19 protein-coding genes are annotated in these 25,428 nt (G+C 73.9%); 7 read left to right on the top strand and 12 right to left on the bottom strand.

What is annotated here, in order from left to right; all coding sequences use genetic code 11:
- Positions 1–128 precede the first annotated feature (128 nt).
- The gene (locus tag AC0OLQ_RS11210; RefSeq protein WP_484532323.1) at positions 129–1,043 is read left to right on the top strand and encodes a TAXI family TRAP transporter solute-binding subunit; all 915 of its coding nucleotides are present in this window, start codon (positions 129–131) and stop codon (positions 1,041–1,043) included.
- A 6-nt stretch (positions 1,044–1,049) separates the two neighbouring features.
- Here the strand turns inward: AC0OLQ_RS11210 and AC0OLQ_RS11205 are convergent, their stop codons facing one another.
- The 3 genes from AC0OLQ_RS11205 to AC0OLQ_RS11195 form a co-directional block, all read right to left on the bottom strand.
- Positions 1,050–2,498: a sensor histidine kinase gene (locus AC0OLQ_RS11205; protein ID WP_484531264.1), complete on the bottom strand. Its 1,449-nt coding sequence runs from the start codon at positions 2,496–2,498 to the stop codon at positions 1,050–1,052.
- A 10-nt stretch (positions 2,499–2,508) separates the two neighbouring features.
- Positions 2,509–3,177 (bottom strand): response regulator transcription factor, encoded by a 669-nt coding sequence (locus AC0OLQ_RS11200; RefSeq protein ID WP_357333108.1) that lies wholly within the window; start codon positions 3,175–3,177, stop codon positions 2,509–2,511.
- 66 nt (positions 3,178–3,243) lie between these two features.
- Positions 3,244–3,555: a hypothetical protein gene (locus AC0OLQ_RS11195; RefSeq protein WP_484531263.1), complete on the bottom strand. Its 312-nt coding sequence runs from the start codon at positions 3,553–3,555 to the stop codon at positions 3,244–3,246.
- Positions 3,556–3,669: 114 nt separating this feature from the next.
- Between AC0OLQ_RS11195 and AC0OLQ_RS11190 the strand changes: the two genes are divergently transcribed.
- Both AC0OLQ_RS11190 and AC0OLQ_RS11185 read left to right on the top strand, forming a co-directional pair.
- Entirely contained in the window at positions 3,670–4,008 is a 339-nt protein-coding gene (locus tag AC0OLQ_RS11190; protein WP_484531262.1) for a DUF952 domain-containing protein, read from the top strand.
- Between the two features lie 151 nt (positions 4,009–4,159).
- A complete protein-coding gene (locus AC0OLQ_RS11185; protein WP_357333111.1) occupies positions 4,160–4,702 on the top strand; it encodes an acyltransferase in 543 nt (180 codons plus the stop codon).
- A 57-nt stretch (positions 4,703–4,759) separates the two neighbouring features.
- Here AC0OLQ_RS11185 and AC0OLQ_RS11180 read toward each other — a convergent pair whose 3' ends face one another.
- The 4 genes from AC0OLQ_RS11180 to AC0OLQ_RS11165 all read right to left on the bottom strand — a co-directional run bounded on the left by AC0OLQ_RS11180 (position 4,760) and on the right by AC0OLQ_RS11165 (position 11,195).
- On the bottom strand, positions 4,760–6,508 hold the full coding sequence (locus tag AC0OLQ_RS11180) for a CDP-glycerol glycerophosphotransferase family protein (protein WP_484531261.1): 1,749 nt from the start codon (positions 6,506–6,508) through the stop codon (positions 4,760–4,762).
- A gap of 208 nt (positions 6,509–6,716) precedes the next feature.
- Positions 6,717–8,000 carry a nucleotide sugar dehydrogenase gene (locus AC0OLQ_RS11175; protein WP_484531260.1) on the bottom strand — a complete coding sequence of 428 codons (1,284 nt, stop codon included), beginning with the start codon at positions 7,998–8,000 and terminating at the stop codon, positions 6,717–6,719.
- Positions 8,001–8,004: 4 nt separating this feature from the next.
- On the bottom strand, positions 8,005–9,573 hold the full coding sequence (locus tag AC0OLQ_RS11170) for a glycosyltransferase family 2 protein (protein ID WP_484531259.1): 1,569 nt from the start codon (positions 9,571–9,573) through the stop codon (positions 8,005–8,007).
- Positions 9,570–11,195, bottom strand: coding sequence for a glycosyltransferase family 4 protein (locus AC0OLQ_RS11165; protein WP_484531258.1), 1,626 nt, complete (start codon positions 11,193–11,195; stop codon positions 9,570–9,572). Before AC0OLQ_RS11165 ends, AC0OLQ_RS11170 begins: the two co-directional genes overlap by 4 nt.
- 242 nt (positions 11,196–11,437) lie before the next feature.
- Between AC0OLQ_RS11165 and AC0OLQ_RS11160 the strand changes: the two genes are divergently transcribed.
- Positions 11,438–12,625 (top strand): hypothetical protein, encoded by a 1,188-nt coding sequence (locus AC0OLQ_RS11160; protein WP_484531257.1) that lies wholly within the window; start codon positions 11,438–11,440, stop codon positions 12,623–12,625.
- Positions 12,626–12,655: 30 nt separating this feature from the next.
- Here AC0OLQ_RS11160 and AC0OLQ_RS11155 read toward each other — a convergent pair whose 3' ends face one another.
- Positions 12,656–14,530, bottom strand: a complete 1,875-nt coding sequence (locus tag AC0OLQ_RS11155) for a DUF6311 domain-containing protein (RefSeq protein WP_484531256.1) — start codon at positions 14,528–14,530, stop codon at positions 12,656–12,658.
- A 552-nt stretch (positions 14,531–15,082) separates the two neighbouring features.
- On the opposite strand from AC0OLQ_RS11155, the gene wecB reads away from it, so the two are divergent.
- The 3 genes from wecB to AC0OLQ_RS11140 are packed head-to-tail and all read left to right on the top strand — an operon-like array spanning position 15,083 to position 19,735.
- Positions 15,083–16,168: a non-hydrolyzing UDP-N-acetylglucosamine 2-epimerase gene (gene wecB / locus AC0OLQ_RS11150; protein ID WP_357333117.1), complete on the top strand. Its 1,086-nt coding sequence runs from the start codon at positions 15,083–15,085 to the stop codon at positions 16,166–16,168.
- A 34-nt stretch (positions 16,169–16,202) separates the two neighbouring features.
- A complete protein-coding gene (locus AC0OLQ_RS11145; protein ID WP_357333118.1) occupies positions 16,203–17,615 on the top strand; it encodes a glycosyltransferase family protein in 1,413 nt (470 codons plus the stop codon).
- Positions 17,612–19,735: a glycosyltransferase gene (locus tag AC0OLQ_RS11140; protein WP_484531255.1), complete on the top strand. Its 2,124-nt coding sequence runs from the start codon at positions 17,612–17,614 to the stop codon at positions 19,733–19,735. Before AC0OLQ_RS11145 ends, AC0OLQ_RS11140 begins: the two co-directional genes overlap by 4 nt.
- 79 nt (positions 19,736–19,814) lie before the next feature.
- Here the strand turns inward: AC0OLQ_RS11140 and AC0OLQ_RS11135 are convergent, their stop codons facing one another.
- The 4 genes from AC0OLQ_RS11135 to AC0OLQ_RS11120 form a co-directional block, all read right to left on the bottom strand.
- Entirely contained in the window at positions 19,815–21,449 is a 1,635-nt protein-coding gene (locus tag AC0OLQ_RS11135) for a glycosyltransferase family 4 protein (protein ID WP_484531254.1), read from the bottom strand.
- Between the two features lie 80 nt (positions 21,450–21,529).
- The gene (locus tag AC0OLQ_RS11130; protein WP_484531253.1) at positions 21,530–23,230 is read right to left on the bottom strand and encodes a glycosyltransferase; all 1,701 of its coding nucleotides are present in this window, start codon (positions 23,228–23,230) and stop codon (positions 21,530–21,532) included.
- Entirely contained in the window at positions 23,227–24,255 is a 1,029-nt protein-coding gene (locus AC0OLQ_RS11125) for a Gfo/Idh/MocA family protein (RefSeq protein WP_484531252.1), read from the bottom strand. Before AC0OLQ_RS11125 ends, AC0OLQ_RS11130 begins: the two co-directional genes overlap by 4 nt.
- Positions 24,252–25,361, bottom strand: coding sequence for a DegT/DnrJ/EryC1/StrS family aminotransferase (locus AC0OLQ_RS11120; RefSeq protein WP_357333123.1), 1,110 nt, complete (start codon positions 25,359–25,361; stop codon positions 24,252–24,254). Before AC0OLQ_RS11120 ends, AC0OLQ_RS11125 begins: the two co-directional genes overlap by 4 nt.
- Between the last annotated feature and the right edge of the window lie 67 nt (positions 25,362–25,428).

Here is a 25,428-nt window from a genome sequence, read left to right as displayed (position 1 = left end):
CGCCGCCGCCCCACCGCGCCGCCGGGCCACCGGCCCGGCGGGCTTGCGCGGCGGGCCGTGCACGGCGCACAGTGCAGCCCGTGAACCGACACTGGCCCGTGCCCGGCCGACGCCGGACCGCCGCGCCGATGGCGCTGGTGCTGCTGCTGGTGTCGGCGCTCGCCGGTCTGGCCGGGTGCCGGGACGAGCCGACCGAGCCGGTGCGCATCCGGATCGCCACGGGTAGCCCCACCGCGGTCTACCACGCCTTCGGCCAGTCGCTGGCCGCCCTGCTCAACCGCGAGATGCCCGGCGTGCAGGCCAGCGTGGTGATCACCGCGGCCTCCGCGCAGAACGTCCGGCTGGTCGGCTCCGGCGAGGCGGAGCTGGGCTTCACCCAGGCCGACGTGCTGCCGCCGCACGCACCGGAGCACCCCACGGTGCTCGCCGTGGCCCGGGTCTACGACGACCTGCTGCACCTGGTCACCACCGCCGGCGGCCCGGTACGCACCCTCGCCGACCTGCGCGGGCGGCGGGTGTCGGTGGGCGCCGACGGCTCCGGCACCGAGGTCACCGCCACCCGGCTGCTCGATGTGGCCCAGCTCGGCGGCGACGCGATCCGCAAGGAGCACCTCGGCCTGGACGACTCGGTGGCGGCGCTGCGCGCCGGCCGGATCGACGCCTTCTTCTTCTCCGGCGGCCTACCGGTCCGCGGCGTCGCCGAGCTGGCCGGGAACACCTCGGTGCGGATGGTCGACCTGGGCGAGTGGACCGAGCCGCTGCGCCGCGGGTACGGGCAGGTCTACGTGACCCGCGACATCCCCCGCTCGGTCTACGGGGCGGACCCGGTCAGCACGGTGGCGAACCCGAACTACCTGATCGTCCGTGCCGACCTGCCGCCGGCGCTGGTGCGCGAGGTGACCCGGCTGCTGATGGAGCGCCGGGAGGAGCTGGCCGCTGCGCATCCGGCGGCCGGCCGGATGAGTCCCCGATCGGCGATCGTCACCACCCCGCTGCCGCTGCACCCGGGCGCGGCCGACTGGTACCGGGCTACCAAGCCCTGAGCCGGGTCAGCACCGCCCGGCCTCGGAACCGACCCGGTCGACCGGGTCGTCGTCGAGCGCCGGAACGCTTTCGTCCGGCTCGGCCAGCTCGTCCGGGGCCGGGAACCACAGCTCGGCGACCAGCCCGCGGGGCTCGCCCTGGCGCATGGTCAGCCGGCCGTCGGAGGCGTCGACCAGCACCGCGACGATGGTCAGCCCGAGCCCGGCCCCGTCGACGTTCTGCACGTCCGGGGCCCGCCAGAACCGCTCGGTGGCCTGGTCGAGCTGGCTGGCCGTCATGCCGGGGCCGGTGTCCCGCACCTCCAGCGCAGTTCCGCCGTCGGCCGGGCGTACGGTCACCGTCACCGCTCCCCCGGCGCCGCTGAACTTGACGGCGTTGTCGATCAGCGCGTCGAGCGCCTGGTCGATGGCGGTCGGCACGGTCCGGGCGTACGCGGGCGCCCCGGTCGTGTCGAGCGTGAGGGTGACCGACCGGTGCCGGGCCAGCGGCAGCCAGGCCGAGACCCGGGAGGCGGCGATCTCGGCGGCGTCCACGGTGACCCGCTGGTTCTCCTCCCGTTCGGCCCGGGCCAGGGTGAGCAGCGCGTCGAGCACGGTGGCCAGCCGGTCGGTCTCCTCCAGCGCAAGCCGGTGCTCGGCCCGGCCGTCGGGGTCGGACAGGCTCGGCCCCAGCTCCTCCACCCGCAGCCGCAGCGCGGTCAGCGGATTGCGCAGCTGGTGGCTGGCGTGCGCGACGAATGCCCGCTGCCGGTCCATCACGTCGGAGACCGCGTCGGCCATGTCGTTGAAGCTGGTCGCCAGCCGGCGCAGCTCCGGCGGGCCGAGCCGGGGACGGACCCGGGCCCGGTGCCCCTCGGCGATCTCGTGGGTGACCGCGTCCAGCTCGGTGACCGGACGCAGCACCCAGCCGGCCAGCCCGAACGCGGTGGAGACGCAGGCCAGCACCGCGAGCAGGCCGATCCCGGCGAGCAGCAGCCACCAGGCGGTGACGGTGCGGCGCACCTTGGCCGCCGGGGTCGTGGTGACCACCGCGCCGAGCACCTCGCCGCCGTCGTTGATCGGCACCGCCACCACCAGCGGCCCCTCCACCCAGGGCCAGACCGACTCCGGCCCGCTGAACTGCTGCCCTGACAGCGCGGTGTCCAGGGCCGGGTCGGTGCCCGCGCCGAACTGCCAGCGGGCCGAGGCGACCACGGTCCGGCGGTCCCGGTCCACCACGGCCGCGCCGACGCCGTAGAGGTCGTCGTAGGCGGCCAGTTCCCCGTCCAGCGGGCCCGGGGTGCCGCCGCGCAGCGCCGGGCCGGCCAGTGAGGCGAACCGGGTGGCGTCGGCGAGCCGGTCGGCGCGGACCCGGTCGGTCTCCCGGGTGGCCAGTGTGGCCGCCAGGGGCGTCTCCAGGGCGAGCAGCACCAGCACCATCAGCAGCAGGTAGCTGATCACCAGCCGGCGGCGCACCGCGGCCCCCTCACTCGCCGCGGAGCCGGTAGCCGACCCCGCGGACGGTCTCCACCAGCGTCGGGTCGCCGAGCTTGCCGCGCAGCGAGCCGACGTGCACCTCCACGGTGTGCCGGTCGGCCCAGGTGGTGCCCCAGACGTCGAGCAGGATCCGGTCCCGCGGCACGGCCACCCCGGGCTGGCGAGCCAGCGAGAGCAGAATGTCGAACTCCTTGCGGGTGAGGGCCACCGGCCGCCCCGCCACGGTCACCGTCCGGCCGCCCACGTCGATGCGGACGTCGCCCGCCTCGATGAGGTTGCGCTCCGGCACCGTGTGCGCCGCCCGGCGCAGCACCGCCTCGATCCGGGCCTGGAGCTCCACCATCGAGAACGGCTTGACCACGTAGTCGTCGGCGCCCAGCCGCAGCCCCAGCACCCGGTCGCGCTCCTCACCCCGGGCGGTCACCGCGATGATGCCGAGTTGGCTGCTGCGCCGGCGCAGCTCCCGGCACAGGTCGGTGCCGTCCCCGTCGGGCAGGGTCAGGTCGAGCAGCACCAGGTCGCAGGGGGCGGCGGACAGCGCGGCCTCGACGGTGGCGGCGTGCTCGACCTCGTACCCGCGCCGGGTCAGCGCGGACGACAGGGCGGCGGCCACCCGACGATCGTCCTCGACCAGGAGGATCCGCACCCGTGCCTCCATCCGCTCGACGTGCTGCCCTGCGAATGGTGGCAGACGGACCGGCGGGACGGGAGGGCCGGTACGCGGTCAGAGACCGAAGACCTCCTCGGCGGTGGCGTCGCGGACCCCGTCGGTGAAGCCCCGGAAGCCCGGGTCGGAGTGGCTGGCCGGCACGCTCGTCACGTTCTCCCCGATCGCCTGGGTGACCGCGTCGACCAGCGGCGGGAAGTCGATCTCGGCGTCGGCGAAGGCGTCGTCGTCGGCCTGCCCCAGGTTGATCACGTGCTGGACGTCGTCGGTCGGGGTGTCCGGGTCGCCGGCCCAGTCGGCGCCGGCCCGGTAGCACTCGTCGTAGACGCCCCGCTGGCCGTCGGTCCAGTCCTCGTCGTAGCTCTGCATCCCCATCCCTCCGCGGGCCGCTGCACCCCGAGCATGCCGGGCCCGGGCGGACGGCAGGGGGCGTACGCCCGAACCGGCGCACGGCGGGCGGACGGCGGCTTCTAGGCTGCGGTGGTGATCTACAAGATTCTGACCAACGGCGAGTGGGTGCAGGCGCAGGCGGCCGGCCGGTTCACCGGCACCGCGATGGACCGCCAGGACGGCTTCGTCCACCTGTCCGCGGCGGACCAGGTGGTGGAGACCGCCCGCCGGGTCTTCGCCGGGGTCACCGGCCTCACCGTGCTCGCCGTGGACGAGGCGCGGCTCGGCGACGCGCTGCGCTGGGAGGTGTCCCGGGGCGGGGCGCTCTTCCCGCACCTCTACGCGGCGCTGCCGGTCGACGCGGTGCTGGCCGCCCATCCGCTGCCCGCCGACCGGCCCGCCGCCGACGCGGTGGCGGAGCTGCTGGCCTGACGGCTCGCTATGCTGCGTCGAGCCCGCGCGCCGGCTCCGGGAGCCCGGCGTCGCCGGGTGGTCCTGGCCCGGCCGGGCGCGCGGTGGTCAGCCGGCGCGACCGTCCGGCACCGACGGCGCGACGACGCGCCCTGCGACGATGCGAGTTGACATGACTGACACCAACGACCGGTCCGCCTCCGTCTTCGTCCACCCGACGGCCGACGTTGAGGAGGGCGCCAAGGTCGGCGACGGCACCAAGGTCTGGCACCTGGCCCACGTCCGGTCGAGCGCGCAGGTCGGCGCCGGCTGCGTGATCGGCCGCAACGTGTACGTCGACGCGGGTGTGACCGTCGGCGACCGCGTGAAGATCCAGAACAACGTCTCGGTCTACCAGGGCGTGACCATCGAGGACGAGGTCTTCGTCGGCCCGTGCGCGGTGTTCACCAACGACTTCCGCCCGCGCGCCCAGAACCCGGACTGGACCATCACCCCGACCATGGTCCGCCGGGGCGCCTCGATCGGCGCCAACGCCACCCTGGTCTGCGGGATCGAGGTGGGCGAGTACGCGATGATCGCGGCCGGCTCGGTGGTGACCCGCGACGTCAAGCCGTACCAGCTGGTGGCCGGCAACCCGGCCCGGCCGAAGGGCTGGGTGGACGAGAAGGGCGAGGTCGTCTCCCGGGACGTGGACAACCCGCCGTACCAGAGCTGAGCACGCGACGGGGGCGGCGACCGGACCGGTCGCCGCCCCCGTGCGTCGAGGTGGCGGTCAGCCGCAGAGGCGGCCGATCTCGTCCCGGAACCGGTCCATCGGGTTCGACCCGGCCGGGCCGAGCAGATACTCCTTCAGCTGCCGCCGCGCCTCGGTCATCGGGTCGTCGCCGGCCCGGGTGACCGCGAGGACCTTCGGCAGCTCACCGCAGTCCGCGGAGAGCAGGTACGCCGCCCGCGCGGTGGGGAAGGCCCGGCGGAACTCGTCCTCCGGCAGGCCGGCGGGGTTGGCCACCACGTACGGCCGCTCGCTCTGCACGAAGTCGGAGACCACGCTGGAGACGTCGCTGACCAGCAGGTCGGTGACGTTGAAGCAGTCGAACAGGGCCGGCGTCCGGCCGGTAACCACCAGGTGGGCGGTGCCGTCCAGCGAGGACGGGTCGGTCTGGCCGCCGGCGGCGCGGATCCGGGCCACGATGCGCTGGTGCACGGCCCGGGCCTCCTTCGAGCGGCTGCCGGTCAGCGGGTGCGGCTTGTAGATCAGCCGCAGGTTGCCGGCGGCGAGCAGCCCGGACACGATCCGCTCCCCCATCAGCACCAGCGACGTGTGGTAGGGGTCGTCGTCGAGCCAGCCCTCCCAGGTGGGGGCGTAGAGCACCGTGAAGACGTGGTCGGCGGCGCCCGAGCCGAAGGTGTGCACCCCGGCGAGCTGCGGCCGGCCGATCTCGACGATGTCCCGGTCCAGCACGCCCACCCCGGCCCGGGCGTACCGCTCCCGGCCGGCGGGCCCGGCCACCCAGACCTCGTCGTAGACCTTGCTGTACGGGTTGACGCTGGCCTGCTTGTCACTGTCGCCGTGGCCGACGAAGACGTGCTTCATGCCCGGTTCGCGCAGCATGTGGATGTTGGCGCCGACGTTGGCCGTGTACAGGGCGACCCGGATCGAGCTGAGGTCGAGGTTCATGAAGTCCACCCCGGCCGGTACGCAGATCACCGGCAGCCGGGTGTCGGCCAGTTCGCGGAACGCGTCGTCGGCGCGCAGCAGCACCACCGCGCGGCGGCCGGCCGCCTCGACCGGGGCGAGCCACATGTTGGCCTGGTAGACGTCCTTGGCGGGACCGGCGAAGTAGAGCGCCACCTCGGGCCGCTCCCGGGCCAGCCAGTCGTGCACCGCGGGCAGGATCCCGGGGGCCTTCCCGCGCCCGCGCACGAAGGTGAACGCCAGCACCGCGGCGGTGACCAGCCCGGCGGCCAGGGTGACCAGTCCGGTGACCACCACCGGGGCGATCCGGTCGGTGACCGCGGCCACCACGGCGGCCGGCACCAGCAGCACGTTGAGCAGTGGCAGCCGCAGGCCGGCCAGGAGCCGCGCCCAGGCCGGCGGGATCGGCACCCCGCGCAGCGTGCCGAGGTCGAGGTTGCGGGTGAACGCCGGGGTCGCCGCCCGCCCGTCGACCACCTTGGTCAGCGCGGTGGTGCCGACCGCCACGGTCCAGAGCGCGGCCGGCAGCAGCAGCACCGTGACGGTGCCGCCCACGCCGGGGCGGACCGTGCTGACCACCAGCAGCACCACGGACAGGTCGCGGACCAGCCGCCGGAAGACCAGGCCGAGGCCGGCCTTGCGGAGCAGTTCGCCGGTCTCGGCGTAGCGGGTGGCGAGGGCCAGCTCACCGGCGATGACGACCAGCGCGGCGACCGCGTACGGGACCACCAGACCGAGGACTCCGGAGAGGATCATGATCCCGTAGCCGAGCAGCGTCAGGCCGACGACGGCCAGACCCTGCCGGCTGCGCACTCTGCTGAACAACGACACGCTCCCTGTCTGCCCGCCGGCGTCGCTCCGGTCCGATACCGGGCAGCTGCGACCTTGAACCGGGGCAATTAACACAAGTATTCCCCGGGTGCCCGAGGGGTGAACGGCTGACGACGGTGCTCAGGAGCGGTGTCGGCCCCGGGCGGCGCAACGCAGCGAGCCCCGGCCGTCGAACGGCCGGGGCCCGCGGGCGACGGACGGGTCAGCCGCCGATGACCACCCGGCGGACGCCGGTCCAGCGGGCCGGGTCGGTGACCCGACGGCCGTCGACCAGCACCGTCACGCCCGGCAGGTCGGCCGGGGCGAGGTTGCGGTACTCGGCGTGGTCGGCCTGGATGACCGCGGCGCCGACCGGCTCGCCCTCGTAGCCGGGGAGGCCGTGCGCGGCCAACTCCTCGTTCGTGTACATCGGGTCGGAGACGTACGGGACCGCACCCCGCGCGCGCAGCGCCTCGACGGTCGGAAAGACGCCGGAGAAGGCGGTCTCCTTGACGCCGCCCCGGTAGGCGGCGCCGAGCACCAGCACGCCCACCCCGGTCAGGTCCCCGTACGCGGCGGCGAGCAGGTCGACGGCGTACTCCGGCATGGCGGTGTTGGCCTCGCGGGCCGAGCGCACCACGGTGGCCGCCGGGTCGTTCCACAGGTACATCCGCGGGTAGATCGGGATGCAGTGGCCGCCGACGGCGATGCCCGGCGAGTGGATGTGGCTGTACGGCTGGGTGTTGCAGGCCTCGATGACCTTGGTGACGTCGACGCCCACGGTGTCGGCGAAGCGGGCGAACTGGTTCGCCAGGCCGATGTTGACGTCCCGGTAGGTCGTCTCGGCGAGCTTGGCCAGCTCGGACGCCTCGGCCGAGCCGAGGTCCCAGACGCCGTTCGGGCGGTCGAGGTCGGCGCGCTCGTCGAAGTCCAGCACGGCCTCGTAGAAGCGCACGCCGTGCTCGGCCGACGCCTCGTCGATGCCGCCGACCAGCTTCGGGTAGCGGCGCAGGTCGGCGAAGACTCGGCCGGTGAGCACCCGCTCCGGGCTGAACACCAGGTGGAAGTCCTGGCCGGCGGTCAGGCCGGAGCCCTCCTCCAGCATCGGGGCCCAGCGGTTGCGGGTGGTGCCGACCGGCAGGGTGGTCTCGTAGCTGACCAGGGTGCCCGGCTTGAGCCCGCGGGCGATGGCCCGGGTGGCGTCGTCCATCCAGCCGAAGTCCGGCACGCCCTCGGCGTCGACGAAGAGCGGCACGACCACGACGACGGCCTCGGACTCGGCGACCGCGGCGGCGGTGTCGGTGGTAGCCGACAGCAGCCCGGCGGCCACCGCCTCCTTCAGCTTGACGTCCAGGTCGGCCTCGCCGGGGAACGGCACGGCACCGTCGTTGACCAGCCCGACGACCCGCTCGGAGACGTCGGCACCGATCACCCGGTGCCCCTTCGAGGCGAACTGCACGGCGAGCGGCAGACCGATCTTGCCGAGCGCGACGACGCAGATGTTCATGAAACTACTTTCCTCCAGAGGGCCAGATTCGGCGCAGGCGGGCAAGGAACCGACGGGGAGTCACCGGCGTGATCGCGACGATCACCTGGCCCTTGTGGTTGGTGGTGGGCGTGACGAGGTGGAACCGGACGCCGTGCCGGGCCAGCAGCCGGGGCGCCGCGACGCGGTGATCCGTCCGCAGCGGCGCCGAGCCGGTCCCGCCCAGCGCGGTCACCTCGGCGCGCGCCACCCGACGCTCCCCGCTCGCCGCGACGACCGAGAGCAGCCGGTCCACCGCGAAGTCCGTCCGTACGACGGTACCGGTGCCATCGGGCGCGACCGACGTGACACCCACCAACTCGCCGAAGCTGACCCGGACCGCCTCGTCGGCCAGCTCGGACAGCTCGGCCCAGCGGCTGCGCGCGGTGACCACCAGGGCACGGGCGCCGGCGGCGTCCCGGCCCCAGGCCAGCCCGGTCGCGGTCAGCTTCGCCAGCGCCTTGGCGGCCTGGTCGGTGATGTCGTACCAGTCGTCCGGATAGCCGAACGCCGGGTCGCGGAAGCCGACGTGCCGGGCGTACCAGCGGTCGTTCTCGATGGTGACCTCGGGCAGCGTCTTGTCGGCCTGCTGCCCGATCAGCTCGCGGAGCCGCGCCAGCTCGCCATCGCGCGCGACGGCGAGCCGCAGCCGCAGGTCCGGCGCCATCCGGGCCAGGATGCCCTCGGTCAGGTACGCCTCGGCGAGCTTGCGGATCCGGTCGTGGACGTGCTGCTGGACGTCCGCCGAGAGGTCGAGGAACTCCGCCCGGAGCAGCTTCGCCACCTCCCAGCTGAAGTGGCGCAGCAGCACCGCGTCGCGCCGCGGACCCGGCTCGATCAGCCCGGCCACGAAGCCGACCAGCTCCTCGGCGCAGCGCAGCCGCTCCTCGAAGCGGCTGGCGTAGGTGATGTTCTGCGCGTTGCCCCGCTTGACCGCGTAGTAGTACTCGTAGTCGGCGAGCACGGAGATCTTCTCCGCCCGGAAGCAGGCCTCCAGCGTGAACGGCTGGTCGCTGCCCATCGGCATGTCAGTGCGGAACCGCAGGCCGTGACGCTCGACCAGGTCCCGCCGGAACAGCTTCGTGTTCGACAGCGACCAGGGCAGCGCGCTGTCGAAGAGGTCGACCCGCTCCTCCGTGCTCGCGTAGACCGCCTGGTGCACGTAGCGCTTGTTGGTGCCGACCATCCGGCCGAGCACCACGTCGGAGCCCCACCGGTCAGCGGCGTCCACCAGACGCTCCAGCGCCTCGGGGCCGAGGTGGTCGTCGGAGCCGATGAAGAAGACGTACCGGCCGCGGGCGTGGTCCAGGGCGAGGTTGCTCGGGGCGGCCGGGCCACCGGAGTTGGCCTGGTGCAGCACCCGGACGGTGTCCGGGTAGCGGGCGGCGTACCGGTCCAGCTCGGCGCCGCTGCCGTCGGTGGAGCCGTCGTCGACCGCGACGACCTCCAGCCGGTCCCGCCCGATGGTCTGCCCGACCAGCGAATCCAGACAGGCGGTCAGATACGGCATGGTGTTGTAGACGGCGACGACGACGGTCACGTCGGGCTGGCTCACGCGCCCACCCCCACCGAGGCCGGGGCCGCGCCGGGAGCCGGGTCGCCGGCCGGCGCCGGGCGCGGCGGAGCGTCGGGCAGCAGCCGGGAGTAGACGCCGTCGAGCACCTGCGCCTGCGCCTCCCAGGTCCAGCCGGCCAGCAGACCGGGCCGGTCGTACGCGGCGCGGTAGCGCGCCGGGTCGGCGAGCACCGCGGTGACCGCCCGGACGAAGTCGGCCACGTCCTCGGCCGTGAACACCTCGCCCTGACCGGTCTCCCGGACAGTCTCCGCCATCGTCTGCACGTCGGAGACGACCAGCGGGAGGCGGGCGTGTGAATACTCGAAGAACTTGGTGATCAGCGCGATCTCGTGGTTGGGCCAGTGCTGGATCGGGATGACACCGACCTGCGCGCCGGAGAGGAACCGGACCACCTGGTGGTGCGGCACGTAGGGCAGCACGTGCACCCGGTCCGCCACGCCCAGCTCACCGGCCCGGGTGACCAGGCCCGTGACGTACGCCGACGCAGGCTTGTTGACCACGAACGCGACGTGCGCGCCGGGCAGCCGGGGCAGCGCCTCCACCATCACGCCGAGGCCCCGCTTGGCGGCGGCCACCCCGCTGTAGACCAGCAGCGGCGTGTCGGGCCCGATGCCGCAGAGCGCGCGGATGTCCGGCACCGGCTCGCCCGCGTCGGCCGGCAGCTCGTCCACCGCGGGGGCGTTGAGCACCACCGCCGGGCGCTCCGCCAGCCCATGCTCGCGTCGCAGCAGGTCGGCCAGGCCGCCGGAGACGGTCATCGCCGCGTCCGCGTACGGCACGTACTCCCGCTCGTGGGCCACGTTGCCGGGCAGCCAGCGGGCGTTGTCGCGCCACGGCTGCACGCCGGGCAGGTACTCGTGGGCGTCCCAGACCAGCGCGATCCGGCGGCCCTTGGCGGCGGCCCGGATCTTCGCGCGGGCGCCGACGCCGATCATCCGGAAGTCGTTGGCGTGGATCAGGTCCGGGGCCAGCTCGTCGACGACCGGGCCGTAGGCCAGCTCGTAGTCCCACAGCCCCGGCTCGATGCGGCGCCAGGCGCCGTCGCCGCGCAGCCGCTGCCAGAACAGCGTGTACGCCCGGTCCCAGGCGCCGTGGAGCTTGCGGCTCTTCCGGGCCTGGTTGAGCTGCCGGTGGCGGAAGCCCACCCACTTGCGGGTCAGGCCGGCGAGCTTCTCCTCGGCGCGCAGCGCCACCCAGGGGAGGCCGCCCGGCCGGCCGGCGCCGGACTCCCGGGCCGCCGTGGTCAGCGCGGCCCGCCGGACCGCCAGGTCGGCCCGCCAGGCCTTCATCGCCTGGGTACGGTGGGCGGCGATGCCGGACGGCGGGTAGGCGAGCGGCCGGCGCAGCCAGACGCGGCGGAACTCGTGCCGGCGCTTGGCGAGCGGCTCGGGCATCGGGATCAGGCGGACCTCGGCGTCGCCGAGCCGCCAGCGCTGCGGCTGCCCGACGGGCGCGCGCCCGAGGAGGACCACCTCCCAGCCGGCCTCGGCCGCCGAACGGGCCGCCTTCTGCACCCGGGAGTCACCGTGGACCCCGTTGTCCACCAGCATGACGATCCGTCCCCGGGTGGCCGCCGGGGCGGTCGTGCCGTCAGATCCCATTCCTGCCCGTTTCCGTCGTCACCAGCACCGCACCCGCGGACCCGAGCGAGTCTACGACAACGCCTCGGCCGCAGACGTCCGCCGCCGTCGGCGGTCCGCGCCCGGCCGCGCCGGTTGCTACCCTCCATGCTGTTCAACGACCGGTGACCTCGCCAGTTCCCGGGCCGGGCCGGCGTCGAGCCTCTCCGACGGGCCGGGCCCGCCGTCGGATCACCCCAGCTCAGCGCGGACAGGATCGCACAATGGACATGGTGACAACCGAGGAGCCGAGCCGAACGCCGTCCCCCTCGGCCACGCAGGCGAGCCCGCTCCCGGGTCGTCCCGGTCTGGGCCGTCGGCTGTCGGCGGCCGGCCGGGCCGCGCTGCCCGCGCTCGCGGCCTACGCCGTGATCCGTCTGGTCGGGGTGCTGACCGTGTACGTCTGGGCCCGCAACCTGGGCCTCTCCCCCGAGCAGCGGCTCAGCAAGTCGGACGGCACCTACTACCTCTCGATCGCCCAGCACGGCTACGACGGGTACGTGAAGACGCAGAGCGACATGGCGTTCTTCCCGCTCTATCCCGGCCTCACCGGCGTCCTGGACCGGATCACCCCGTTCAGCCCCCGCGAGGCGGCGCTGATCGTGGCGTGGCTGGCCGGCCTCGCGGCCGCCTGGGGGCTCTTCGCGATCGGGACACACCTGCACGATCGGCGCACCGGTGTGCTGTTGGCCGCGCTCTGGGCCGCGCTGCCGCACGCCATCGTCGAGTCGATGACCTACAGCGAGAGCCTGTTCACCGCCCTGGCGGTGTGGACGCTGTACGCGCTGCTGCGCAACCAGTGGCTCACCGCCGGCGTGCTGTGCCTGTTCGCCGGGCTGACCCGGCCGACCGCCTCGTCGTTGATCCCGGTGGTGGGGCTCGCCGCGCTGGTGGCGATCGTCCGGCGGCGGGACGGCTGGCGGCCCTGGGTCGCCCTGCTGCTCGCCCCCGCCGGTTGGCTCGGCTACCTGGCCTGGGTGGGCACGCAGACCGGACGGCCGGACGGCTGGTTCCACATCCAGTCCGCCGGCTGGGGCAGCACCTTCGACCTGGGCGCCTACACCGTCCGCCGGGGCCAGGAGGTGCTCGCCGAGACGACCACCCCACAGATGCTGGTGGTGAGCGTGGTGTCGCTGCTGGCGGTGATGTTGTTCGTGCTGAGCCTGATCGACCGGCAGCCCTGGCAGCTGCTGCTCTACAGCGGGCTGCTCCTGGTCACCACGCTCGGCGCGGCCGGCTACTACCACGCCAAGGCGCGGTTCCTGCTGCCGGCCTTCGCGTTGCTGATCCCGGCGGCCGTGGGCCTGGCCCGGGCCGGCTGGGCCCGAGCGGCCACCGTGCTGGTGGCGGCGACCGTCTTCTCCGCCTACTTCGGCGGATACCTGCTGCTGATCTGGACGAAGTCGCCGTGACCGGTCACCCGGTAGGGGCCAGGACGCCCGTCACCGGGTGAACGGACGCACGTCCCAGAGCCAGACGTCGTCGACCCGCTGCCCCGGGCCGTACAACGCGTCCAGCACGATCCTCAGGTTGTCGTGCCTCCGGACGTCCACGGGCAGCGCCACGGCGTCAGCCTTCCAGTACCGGACGTCGGAGCGTGCCTGGGCGATCTCCGCCGGACCGACCCGGGTGTCCCGTTCGCCCCGGGAAACGGCGGTGAGCAGCTTCGCGGTCGGCTGGGGCTCGACGCCCCAGCGGCCGGTGGCGTCGGTGGCGGAGACCGGACCGAGGAAGTAGCCCTCGGGGACGGCGAAGCCGGCCACCGCGGCGGAGCTCCAGTAGACCGAGGTCATCTGACTGACCGGGACGGGCACCAGGGTGCGGCCCGGCCCGACATGGTCCTTCCACGCGCCGCTGGTGACGAAGTCGGGGGCGGGGATCCGGTCGCGGGCCTCCAGCGGGGTCGGCAGGATCGGCAGCAGCGCGGCCAGCCCCGCCACGGTGACCAGCCGGGTGACCAGGCGGGCCCGGCCCGCCTCGGTCGCCCGCATCCGGGTGAGGCGGTCCCCGGCGACCGCGAACAGCACCCCGAGCGCCGCCGTGGTGATCAGCGCGAACCGGGAGACCACCACCGAGTCGAACACCGGCAGGTCGCTCACCAGCGCGAACGGCGCCGGAACATCGGTACGCCGGGTCCCCCAGGTCCAGGTCGTGCCGACCGAGAAGAGCGCGGAGATCGCGACCACCACGCCGAGCACCCGACCGACGATCTCCCGGCGCAGCCACCAGCAGGCGACCAACGCCAGAATCACCAGCGGCCAGCCGTAGAAGCTCGACTGCTCGGTCGTGTTGGGAGCCCAGTGCAGCGCGCTGGTGGGGCTTCCCGCCACCGACTCGGTGGCGTAGCGCACGAACGAGCCGAGGGTCAGCGCGTAGTCGTCCGGATCGCCGGGGTGCCCGACCCGGTGCTGCGGCCCGGCGAACTGCATCCAGAGCGGGTACGCGGCGGCGGCCGCGACCAGCACGCCGGTGATCGCGAGGCCGCCGAGCAGCGGCCGGACCCGCCGCAGCGCCTCGCGGGGCCGGAAGATCACGTAGCCGACCACCAGCATGAGGCAGCCCAGCGCCAGCAGGAAGAGGATCTCCAGGCTGACGAAGAACTGCGCCACCACGAGAGCGCCCAGCACGAGACCGTCCCGGACGGTGCGGCCGCCACGGGCCAGCCGGACCACCCGCCACACGATGAACGGCACCAGCCACTGCGCGGTGATGTGCGGGTGCCCGTTGCTGTGCGAGACCAGGGCCGGCGCGAAGGCGCAGAACAGGCCGCCGACGAAGGCCGCGGCCCGCGACGCCACCAGGTGCCGGGAGAGCACGTGGTACCAGGCGTACCCGGTGCCGGCCAGGTTCAGCGTGATGAACAGCAGGTACGAGAAGGAGGCGCCGAACAGCAGGGTGAACGGCGCCAGCACCAGCCCGGGCAGCTGCATCCCGACGTTGGTCATCAGGTTCACCCCGTTCGGGGCGTTCTGCAGCGTGGTGAAGAACGGGTTCTCCAGGTGGCTGGCCGCGTGCGCCGCGTATGCCAGCATCCATTCGTTGAAGCCCTGGTCGTTGGGACGGCTGCCGAGCAGCCGGCCGCCGTGGTCCAGCCAGCCACGGGCGGTCACCCACAGGGCACCGGCGAGGTAGACGGCGGCGACCAGCAGGTCCGGGCGCAGCCGCCGCCACCGCGAGGGGCCGGCCGCGGCCGGGGCGGGGCGTTCCGCCGCGTCGGTCGGCGACTCGCACCGCTCCGGTGCCCCGCCGTTGGCGTCGGCCACCGGGTCGCCGGCGGCGGACGTGCTGGTGCGGATGTCGGGCCCCGGGGCGGTCATGGCGCCGTAGTTTACGCAAGCCAGGGCGGCCGCCCCGGTCCGGCTCACCAGGCCGCCGGGCGGCGACGGCGCCGCTGTGCGCGGGTGGACGGCCCGTGAACGGCCGCGGAAGATCGGCCGCCGGTCCGGCGAACGGTTGGCAGCGGCAACCCGCGGCCCGGCGGATCCGCCGCCACCGCCACGCGGCGCGGCCGACCGGCGGGGCCGGAGGACCAGGCGGGTTCGGTTAGGGTGGTGCGCTGTGTCCCTTCCCACGTCGCTCGTCGCCCTCCGGCCTGCCCCGACGCGGATGACCGGAACCGACCGGTGGCGTCGCGCACCATCCCGGCCCGGCGACGGCCGCGTCCGTGCCCGGGCGCCGCTCGGGGCACTACTATTCCAAGTGCCGTCGCCCGTCACCCGGGCTCCCGCGGTCGGCAGGGACGTCTCCGCGGCGTCGGCGGGCGTGGTCGTCCGCCGTGGTCGTCCCCCGGTGAGCACCCCCACCCCCGCCGCAGGCGGCGGCCCCCGGTCCGCCCGTAGTCCCCGTCGCAGATCACGAGGAGTCACGCAGTGAAGGTCGTCAGCATCGTCGGCGCCCGACCGCAGTTGGTGAAGCTGGCGCCCATCGCCGCGGCCTTCGCCGAGGACGGGTGCGAGCACGTGATCGTGCACACCGGTCAGCACTACGACGCGGACCTGTCCGACGTGTTCTTCTCCGGCCTCGGCATCCCGGACCCGGACGTGCACCTGGGCATCGGCTCCGGCAGCCACGGTGTGCAGACGGGCACCACGCTGGCCGCGCTGGACCCGGTGCTCGCCGCCGAGCGACCGGACTGGGTCCTGGTCTACGGCGACACCAACTCGACCCTGGCCGGCACGCTGTCGGCGGTGAAGCAGCACCTGCGGGTGGCGCACCTGGAGGCCGGGCTGCGCTCGTTCAACCGGCGCATGCCGGAGGAGCACAACCGGGTGCTCACCGACCACGCCGCCGACCTGCTGCTCGCTCCCACCGAGGAGGCGATGCGGCACCTGGCCGCCGAGGGCCTGGCCTCCCGCTCACACCTGGTCGGCGACGTGATGGTGGACGTCTGCCTGCGGGTCCGGGACGACGTGTCGCAGGGCGGCCGGCCCCGGCCGGCCCTGCCCGAGGGGATCGACCCGGACGCCCCCTACCTGCTGGCCACCCTGCACCGCGCGGAGAACACCGACGACCCGCAGCGGCTCGCCACGCTGCTCGACGCGCTGGCCGACCTGCCCGTGCCGGTCGCGCTGCTGGCCCACCCGCGGCTGGTCGCCCGAGCCGAGGAGCACGGCCTGAAGCTGTCCCGGGGCTCGCTGCACGCCGGCCGTCCGCTGCCGTACGCCGCCATGGTGGCCGCCGTGCTCGGCTCCGTCGGCGTGGTCACCGATTCGGGCGGCCTCCAGAAGGAGGCCTACCTGCTGGACCGCCCGTGCACCACCCTGCGCACCGAGACAGAGTGGGTGGAGACCCTCGCGGACGGCTGGAACGTGCTCGTCCCGGACCCCCGCGAGCTGGGCGCGCAGTGGGCGACGACGGCGACCCGTCCCGCCCCGGAGGCGCCCCGCGGCACCCCGTACGGCGACGGTCGGGCCGCCCACCGGGTCGCCGAGACGCTGCGCCGGCACCTGGCATGACGGCACGTCCCCTCTTCACGATCGGCTACCTGCGATGAGCAATCGAGTTGTCCCCCTCCCCCGGTCCGGCGGCGGGTCGCGGCCGCACGCCATCTACCTGGCGATCGGCTTCCCGCCCGCGGCGAAGAGCAGCGCGTACCGGCTGCGCGAGACGGCGAACCAGTTCGTCGCCCTGGGCTGGGACATCACCGTCATCACCATCTGCCAGGAGGCCTGGGAGCGGGAGTACGGCCTGGACCACACGCTGTCCGAGAAGGTCGACCCGCGGGTCAAGGTGGTCGAGCTGCCGCTGATCCGGGAGGACCTGGAGACCGACATCCGGGCCTTCTCCGAGGAGCGCTCGCTCGACCCGGCGGGCTGGATCAAGCGGCTGCGCCAGCGGGAGCAGAAGGTCTTCCCCGAGCCGGTCTTCGGCGGGTGGCGGTACGAGCTGGAGGCGGCGGTGCTGCGGGTGCACCGTGAGCACCCGGCCGACCTGCTGCTGGCCTCCTGCGCCCCGTACGTGAACCTGGCCGCCACCTGGAAGCTGTGGGAGGAGCACAAGGTCCCCTACGCGATCGACTTCCGGGACGGTTGGTCGCTGGACGTGATCGGCGGCGGTGAGGCGTTCACCCGGGACTCGGTCTCCGGCCGCTGGGAGTCCAAGGTCCTCGAGCACGCCGTCGCGGTCTGGTGCGTCAACGACCCGATCGCCGGCTTCTACCGGGAGCGCTACCCGCACCTCGCCGACCGGGTGCACGTCGTGCGCAACGGCTACGACGAGGACAGCCTGCCCGACGTCACGGGCCGTTCGCCGGACCCGGCCGCCGGGCTCACCTTCGGCTACCTCGGCTCGGTCAACTTCACGCCCGCCTTCCTCGAGTCGGTGCTCGACGGCTGGCGGATCGCCCGGCGGGACGACCCGGTGGTCGCCCGCTCCCGGTTCGAGGTGCGCGGCCACATCGGCGCGGGTCCGGCCCGCGAGGCCAACCGCCACATGGACCTGCTCAAGGAGGCCGCGGCCGACGGGGTCAGCTTCGGCGGCCCGGTGCCGAAGGCCGACCTGGCGGCGACCTACGGCTCGTGGGACGCCCTGGTCCTGATGCTGGTCGGCGGCCGCTTCGTCACCTCGGGCAAGGTGTACGAGTTCATGGCGACCGGTCTGCCGGTGCTCTCCGCCCACGACGTCGACCACGACGCGGCGAACATCCTGGCCGGGCATCCGCTCTGGACCGGGGCGGTCGGCCTGGACCCGCACCGGCTCGCCAACTCCTTCAGCGAGGCGGCCCGGATGGCCCTGAAGGCGACCGACGCCGACCGGAGGGCGGCGCGCGAACTCGCCCGCCGGTTCGCCCGCCCGGCCGTGCTCGGCCCCGCCGTCCGGCACCTCACCGAGCTCGTCCGGCCGACCACGGCCGGCGATTCCACCCCGGCCGTGGCCGCTTCGACGGAGGATGTCCAACCGTGACCACCGTGCTCATCGTGGCCGCCACCGCGCCGAAGCAGCCGGCCGTCCTGATCGAGGCGCTGGAGCGTTTCCGCAGCCGGGGCGCCCGGGTCACCGTGGCCTGCCTCTTCAACAGCGCGGACCTGCCGATCGACCCGGCGCTGGCGGAGGTGCGCACCTTCGCCGTACCCGGGGAGAAGCGGGACGCCCGGCTCCGCAAGGCCCTCGGCCGCGCACCGGCCAACCGGAAGGTGTGGCTGCACGCCCGGCACAACAGCTGGCTGCGGCAGCGGTACCGCGCGGCGGACCTCCTGGTGGCGCTCGACGCCCGGGCCGTGCACGCCGTCTGGGAGATGGCCCAGCGCAACACCCGGGCCGGCGCCTACTACGGGCTCGTGCCGGCGCAGAAGGCGCTCGACGCGCGGCGGACCGAGTCGGTGGGCCGGCGGCTGGAGCGCCAGGTGGCGGCGGCAGCCGGCATCGGCGCCCGCGGAGCCCGGCGGGCGGCGGTCCAGACCGTCCGGACCACCCTGCGCAAGGCCACCGGCCAGACGGTCATGAGCAACCCGGCCGGCGCCTGGTTCTGGACCCACGCCGTGGCGGCTCCTCGCGTTCCGGACCGGTTCCGCAGCAAGCTCGCCGTCCGGCTGCACGACAGCGCGGTCAAGGCCGGTCGGCCGGCCGTCGCGGCCCGCGCCGCCTCCGCCGCGGCGAACCGGATCAACAGCGCCGGTACCCGCGCGGACGTGCTGACCAAGGCGGCGCAGGCGGAGCTGGCCCTCGGCCGGGTGCCGACCGGCCTGCACGACGCGATCCGGGCCCAGCTCACGCTGGCGGACAGCCTGCTCCCCCGGGACAGCAAGAAGGCCGCCGCGGCGGTGTCCAGGGCGTGGAGCCTGGCCTCCAACCGGGTGCTGCACTTCGACCGGCTCACCTCGCCGATGAGCGAGGACCCGGGGGCGTTCCTGGCGCCGTTCCGGGAGAGCACCGCGGCCCGGAAGCTGTCCGCGAAGCGGGGGCGGCTCGCCCCCGCCGCTCCGGTGCCCACCGACCGGCCGCTGCGCCTGCTGGTCACCACTCTGATCAACGACAACTTCCTGCAGGAGATCCTCGAGCGCTACCGGGCGATGCCCAACGTGGAGGTCCGGTTCCTGGACCTCTACGACGACCCGGTGACCCGCCCGCTGGCCCTGAGCGGCAGCGCGGTGATGGAGCACCTGCTGGCCGGCGAGTCGTCGTACGGCGCGAAGATCGAGGAGTGGCTGCGGCCGCACCTGGACTGGGCCGACACCGTCTTCGTCGACTGGTGCCAGGCCACCGCCGCGCTGTTCACGCTGCACGACCCGGGTAGCGCCCGGATCATCGTCCGGCTGCACAGCTTCGAGGCCTTCAACTTCTGGCCGCACCTGGTCGACTTCTCCCGGGTCGACGACGTCGTCTTCGTCTCCGAGCACCTCAAGGACCTGTCCACCGCGGTGCTGCCCCAGCTCACCGAGGCCGACGGTCCCCGGCTCTGGGTCATCGACAACGCGATGGACCTGCAGCGGTACCCCCGCTCGAAGCCGGCGGACGCCCGGTTCACCCTGGGCATGGTCGGGTTCAGCTCCGTGGCCAAGGACCCGCGCTGGGCGATCGAGGTGCTCCGGAGGTTGCGCGAGCGGGACGAGCGCTACCGGCTCACCCTCATCGGCAGCGACTTCAACAACCGGACCAGCAAGCCGGCCAAGGACTACGGCAAGCTGCTCAGCAAGGACCTGGCCGAACTGGAGCCGCTCGGCGCCGTTCGGCGGTACGGGCAGACCGACGACGTCCCGGCGGCGCTCCAGGAGGTGGGCGTCATCCTCAGCACCTCGGTGCGCGAGAGCTTCCACTGCGGCCTGGTGGAGGGTGCGGCCAGCGGGGCGGTGCCGGTCGTCCGGGACTGGCCGTTCTTCGCCGGGAAGACGCACGGCGCCCGTACGCTCTTCCCCGCCGACTGGGTGGCCGCCACTCCGGAGGAGGCCGCGGAGCGGATCCTGGCCGCCACGGCCACCGAGGAGCGGTGGGCGGAGGCCGGTCGGGCCGCGTCCGAGCACGTCCTGAAGACCTGGGACTGGACCGTCACCCAGACCGGCTACGACCGGCTGCTGCTGGACGACTGAACCGCCCCGCCGCCGACGGAGCAGCGGAGGCGAACGCGAAAGGGGCCCGGCCGACCGGCCGGGCCCCTTTCGTCGTCGGTCAGCGGACCGGCACGGCCGATCGCTGCGCCGGCACGGTCGGGGCGGCATCCGTCGAGGCGACCGCCTTCGGGTGGTCCGGCAGCAGCCGGGTGTAGACCTCGTCCATCACCCGGGCCTGCGCCTCCCAGGTCCACTGCTCCAGCACGCCCGGCCGGTCGTACGCGGCGCGGTACCGCCGCGGGTCGTCCAGCACCGCACGCACCGCGCGCAGGTAGTCGTCCAGGTCCTCCGCCCGGAACACCTCGCCCTGGCCGGTGGCCCGGGTCGCCTCGGCCATGGTCCTGACGTCGCTCACCACCATGGGCAGCCGACCGTGGGCGTACTCGAAGAACTTGGTGATGAGCGCGATCTCGTGGTTCGGCTTGTGGTGGATCGGGATGACGCCGAGATCGGCGGGGGCCACGAAGGCGGACACCTGCCAGTGCGGCACGTACGGCAGCAGGTGCACCCGGTCGGCCACGCCCAGTTCGGCGGCGAGCTCCTCCAGCTCGTACATGATCGGCACCTTGCCGTTCGGGTGCAGCGACACCAGCGCGACGTGCGCGTCCGGCATCTGCGTGAGGCCCCGGATCATGATGTCCACCCCGCGCGACGGGTTGATGCCGCCGCAGTAGACCAGCAGCGGGGTGGCCGCGTCGACGCCGCAGAGCGCCCGGATGTCCGGCACCGGCACGGCCCGCTGCTCCGGGGTGAGTGCCGCGGGCGGGGCGTTCAACACCACGCCCGGCTGCTCGGGCAGGTCGTGCGTCTCGCGCAGCAGGTCGGCCAGGGTCGACGAGACCGTGATGACGGCGTCGGCGTACGGCGCGTGCTCCCGCACGTAGGCGATCTGGGCGGGCAGCCAGCGCAGGTTCGTGGGCCGGCCGATGATGCCCGGCACGAACTCGTGGGCGTCCCAGACCAGCTTGACGTCCCGGCCACCGGCCCGGGCCCGCATGGCGGCGCGCGCGCCGACGCCGAGCATCCGGAAGTCGTGCGCGTGGATGAGGTCCGGTGCCAACTCGTCCACGACCGGGGCGAAGGCCAGCTCGAAGTCCCACAGCTCCGGGTCCAGGCGGCGCCAGGCCCGGTCACCCTGGAGGCCCTGCCAGAACCGCAGGGCGGCCCGGTCGAGCCGGGAGTTCGGGTCCTGCTGGCTCTCCTGGAGGCGCTTGAGCTCCTTGGAGCGGAGCTTGACCCACTGGAACATCGCCTTGTTGACGAAGTACGGCGTGGCCAGCCGGGCCTTGCCGGCCAGCTCCGCCCAGCGCGGGCCGCCCTCGCGCCGCGCGACCTTGATCTCCGAGAGCTGGAAGTTGAGGTCGTCCCGCCGGGCCCTGAGCTTGTTGAGCCTCCGCTTCGCCACGGGCCCCGGCTTGTAGGCCAGCGGGCGGCGCAGCAGGGCGCGGCGGTAGGTGACCGGGTGCGGGAGCCGCCGGGGCACCCTGATGAGGCGCACCTCGGCGTCGCCGATCCGCCAGTTCTCCTCCGCGGCGGCGCCCTTCAGGATGCCGACCAGGATCACCTCCCACCCGGCCTCGGCGGCCGACCGGGCCGCCTTCTGCACCCGGGAGTCACCGTGGACCCCGTTGTCGACCAGCATCACCACCCGTCCCCGGGTCGGTCGGGCATCGGTACGGGGGACAGCTTGCATGGGGTGCTTCTCCTCGTTGACGGGGTGTGGCAGGGGCGGCCCGGATCGCGGTCGCCGGTCGTCGGCACGACCGGCGCCGGTCACCGGAGGAAGGCGTCGAAGACCTCCGCCGTTCGCCTGCCGTCGTGGTTCTCACGGACGTAGCGGGGCCCCTCGGCGGCAAGGGCGATCGCCGCGGGACGGTCGTCGAGCAGCGACTCCATCGTCTTGACCAGGGTGGTGGGCGTGGCGTTGGCGATCGGTGGTCGTACGCCGACCGCACGGTGCGCTCCCTCGCTGAGGTAGGCCACCACCACCTTCCCGGCGGCCATCCCCTCGCAGGAGAAGGTGCCGTAACTGCCGATCACGAGCTGGTCGACGACGATGTCGGCGTCCTGCACGAATCGACGCATCTCGGTGTACGGCAGGCCTTCCACCAGCCGCAACTCGATGATCCGCCGGTCGTGCAGCTCCTGCAACGCGGGCAGCAGCCGATCGGTGCCCTTGGTCCAGCGGTTGGACGGGGCGTGCAGCACCACGGGCCGGGACCGTTCCAGCACCGGCCGGTCGCAGGCCCACCCGTCCACGTCGACCACCAGGGGCGCCCAGGTGGCGAAGGGCACGTCGTCCAGCAGGTCGGGGGTGGTCACGAAGAGCGGCAGGCCGCTCTCCTCGGCGGTACGCCGGTTCTGCTCGGCCACCGTGGTGAGCCGCTCCCGCAGGTCGTCCGGGGCGTCCCGGAACGCCGATTCGGCGTGCCGCTCCAGGTGTGCGCCGGGATGGCGGATCTCGCTGCCGTGGGCGAGCAGCGCGACCTTGATCCGGGCCCGGCGCAGGGCGGGCAGGTCGGCCGCGATGTCGTCCCCGTTGACCCGGCCGAGCACCGGGCGGAAGGCGTCGACGATCAGGTGGGTGTAGCCACCGAGCACCCGGCGGATGCGGTCCAGTTGCACGTCCAGCTGGTGCTCGGCCGGGAAGTGGAGGTAAAGGTCCGCCGGGTGCCGGAAGGTGGCCGGCGGCTTGGCGACCACCAGCTCGATGCCGACGTCCGGGCGGGCGGCGCTGATCGCGACCGCCAGGGCGGAGAGCTGACCGGCGTAGTTGGCGGTGCCCAGGCCGAGTCGGACCGGTGCCGAGCCGAGCGCCCGCCAGGGGCCCGGCGTGCCGGCCTCGACCGGAGCGACGGGCGGCGCCTCGTCCGTCCGGTCCGCCTCGTCCGTCGCGCGCCCCCACGCCCGCTCGACGGCCTTCGCGAAGGAGGGGACCGAACCGGGGACGAAGAGTTCGCCGGCGCGGCGGCGGGCGAGGTGCTCCCGCACCGCGCGGGTGTTGCCCGCCACGACCGGCAGCCCGGCCGCCAGGTACACGTCGAGCACGGCGGGCACCAGCGGCGCCTCGCCCCCGGCCTCGGCGAACCCGAGCACGGCCAGATCCGCCGAGGCGAGGAACTCGGGCGTCAGCCGGCGGGGCCGGGGCACCTCGTGCACCCGCCGTCGCGCCTTGCCGGCGCGGCGTACCAGCTCCCGCACGGCCGCCTGCTCCGCGTCGGTTCGGACCAGGGCCAGGTGGAACTCCGGCAACCGGGCCAGGGCGTCGATGACACGGCCCAGCGCCCGGTCGTCCGCGATCCCGCCCGCGTGCACCAGCAACGGCGTGGTGGCGGGCAGCTCGCACACCTCGCGTACCGAGGGGGTTTCCCAGGGCCGGTCCCCGGCGGCGGCCCGGCGGAGCGCGATGCGCCACCGCCGGGGGATCCGCCGTCCTACCGCGGAGACCGTCCGCCGCACCGGCGCCGGGCTCATCGCAGTGCCGACTCCACGTCGCTGCCGCTCGGCGCGACGGACACCACCTTGCCGTCCGAGGCGGACTCCAGCAGCCCCGCGGCGACCTGCACGGTACGCAGGCCCTGCCGCAGCGTGACGATGTCGCTCTGCTTGCCCTCGACGGCGTCGCGGAAGCGTTCGTGCTCGACCAGCAGCGGCTCCCGCTTCGGGATCGCGTACCGGACCATGTCGCCCTCGGCCACGCCGCGGAACGCGCGCAGCGCCTCCCACTCGGTGTCGATGGCGGCGTTGGCGTAGAAGGTGAGGTCGGCGGTGAGCGTGTCGGCGACGAAGCAGCCCTTGTCACCGGTGACCACGGTGGACCGCTCCTTGAGCGGGCTCAGCCAGTTGACCAGGTGGTTGACCATCGTGCCGTCGGAGAGCTGGCCGACCACGGCGACCATGTCCTCGTGCAGCCGGCCGCTGCGGGAGACGGTCCGGGCCGACACGGAGGCGTATTCCCGGCCGGTCACCCAGGCGGTCAGGTCGATGTCGTGGGTGGCCAGGTCCATGACCACGCCGACGTCGGCGATCCGGTGCGGGAACGGGCCCTGGCGCCGGGTGACGACCTGGAAGATTTCGCCCAGCTCGCCGGCCTCCAGCCGGGTACGCAGGCTCTGCAGCGCCGGGTTGTAGCGCTCGATGTGCCCGACACCGGCCACCAGGCCGGCGGACTCGAACGCCTCCACCAGCTTGGTGGCGGCTTCGACGGACTGGGCCAGCGGCTTCTCGATCAGCGCGCAGACGCCGTTGGCGGCCAGCTCCAGGCCGATCCGCTCGTGCAGCGCGGTCGGGCAGGCGACGACCGCGTAGTCGACGCCCAGGGCCAGCAGGTCGGACAGCTCGGGAACGACCGGGGCGCGGAGCGTTCCGGTCACGTCGCCGGCCGGGTCGACCACGCCGACCAGCTCGACGCCGTCCAGGTTGGACAGCACGCGCGCGTGGTTGCGGCCCATCGCGCCCAGGCCGATCAGGCCGGCGCGCAGCTTGCGGCTCTGGCTCACCGGGCACCCCCGGCCAGGTTCGCACCCTCGGCGATCCGCTCCAGGTCGGCCGCGCTCAGCGACGGGTGCACCGGCAGCGAGACAACCTCGGCGGCGGCGCGCTCGGTCTCCGGCAGGTCCCACGGGCCGGGCTTGCCGTCGGAGTCCAGGTAGGGCTTGAGCCGGTGGATCGGGGTCGGGTAGTAGACCGCGTTGCCGATGCCCAGCTCGGTGAGGCGGGCCATGGCCGCGTCCCGGTTGCCCTGCACCCGCACCGTGTACTGGTGGTAGACGTGCTTGGCGGCGTCCGCCACGGGCGGGGTGACCATCCCGGTGATCTTCGAGTCGAGGAACTTGGCGTTGGCCCGCCGCTGCTCGGTCCACTCGGCGAGCTGGGTGAGCTGCACCCGGCCGATGGCGGCGGCCACGTCCGTCATCCGCATGTTGGCGCCGACGATCTCGTTGGCGTACCGCTGCTCCATGCCCTGGTTGCGCAGCAGCCGCAGGGTGCGGGCCAGCTCGGCGTCGGCGGTGGTGACCATGCCGCCCTCCAGGGCGTGCATGTTCTTCGTGGGGTAGAAGCTGAAGCAGCCGGCGGTGCCGAAGGCGCCGACCGGGGTGCCGTGCAGGGTGGCCCCGTGCGCCTGGGCGGCGTCCTCCACCACGGCGAGGCCGTGCCGCTCGGCGATCGCCATGATCTGGTCCATGGCGGCCGGGTGGCCGTAGAGGTGGACCGGCATGATGGCGACGGTGCGCGGGGTGACCGCGGCGGCGACCGCCTCCGGGTCGACGCAGAAGCTACCCGGCTCGATGTCCACGAAGACCGGCTCGGCGCCGACCAGCCGGACGGCGTTGGCGCTGGCGGCGAAGGAGAACGAGGGCACGATGACCTCGTCACCCGGGCCGAAGCCGAGCGCCATCAGGGTGAGCTGGAGCGCCGAGGTGCCGGAGTTGACGGCGACGCAGTGCCGGCCGGCGACCAGGTCACCGAACTCCTCCTCGAACGCCGCGACCTCGGGGCCCTGCACGACCCGGCCGCTCCGCAGCACCCGGACAGCCGCCTCGATCTCGGCCTCACCGATGATCGGTCGTGCTGGGGGAATGAACTCTGGGTGCGGCCCGACCATGGGGCTTCCTCCTGTCGACACGGTTCTCAATTCGGGGGACGGTTTGGGGGGATGGTAGCGGTTGCTG

Source organism: Micromonospora sp. Utrum1 (assembly GCF_057197805.1).
The sequence above is the reverse complement of the archived record's forward strand: the minus strand, read 5'-3'. Positions and strand labels throughout refer to the sequence as shown.

Excerpts from the sequence above, each read along its gene's own strand:
- AC0OLQ_RS11210 (WP_484532323.1), top strand. The coding sequence starts at position 129 with ATGGCGCTGGTGCTGCTGCTGGTGTCGGCGCTCGCCGGTCTGGCCGGG.
- AC0OLQ_RS11200 (WP_357333108.1), bottom strand. The coding sequence starts at position 3,177 with ATGGAGGCACGGGTGCGGATCCTCCTGGTCGAGGACGATCGTCGGGTG.
- AC0OLQ_RS11195 (WP_484531263.1), bottom strand. The coding sequence starts at position 3,555 with ATGCAGAGCTACGACGAGGACTGGACCGACGGCCAGCGGGGCGTCTAC.
- AC0OLQ_RS11185 (WP_357333111.1), top strand. The coding sequence starts at position 4,160 with ATGACTGACACCAACGACCGGTCCGCCTCCGTCTTCGTCCACCCGACG.
- AC0OLQ_RS11175 (WP_484531260.1), bottom strand. The coding sequence starts at position 8,000 with ATGAACATCTGCGTCGTCGCGCTCGGCAAGATCGGTCTGCCGCTCGCC.
- AC0OLQ_RS11165 (WP_484531258.1), bottom strand. The coding sequence starts at position 11,195 with ATGGGATCTGACGGCACGACCGCCCCGGCGGCCACCCGGGGACGGATC.
- AC0OLQ_RS11160 (WP_484531257.1), top strand. The coding sequence starts at position 11,438 with ATGGACATGGTGACAACCGAGGAGCCGAGCCGAACGCCGTCCCCCTCG.
- AC0OLQ_RS11155 (WP_484531256.1), bottom strand. The coding sequence starts at position 14,530 with ATGACCGCCCCGGGGCCCGACATCCGCACCAGCACGTCCGCCGCCGGC.
- AC0OLQ_RS11145 (WP_357333118.1), top strand. The coding sequence starts at position 16,203 with ATGAGCAATCGAGTTGTCCCCCTCCCCCGGTCCGGCGGCGGGTCGCGG.
- AC0OLQ_RS11135 (WP_484531254.1), bottom strand. The coding sequence starts at position 21,449 with ATGCAAGCTGTCCCCCGTACCGATGCCCGACCGACCCGGGGACGGGTG.
- AC0OLQ_RS11130 (WP_484531253.1), bottom strand. The coding sequence starts at position 23,230 with ATGAGCCCGGCGCCGGTGCGGCGGACGGTCTCCGCGGTAGGACGGCGG.
- AC0OLQ_RS11120 (WP_357333123.1), bottom strand. The coding sequence starts at position 25,361 with ATGGTCGGGCCGCACCCAGAGTTCATTCCCCCAGCACGACCGATCATC.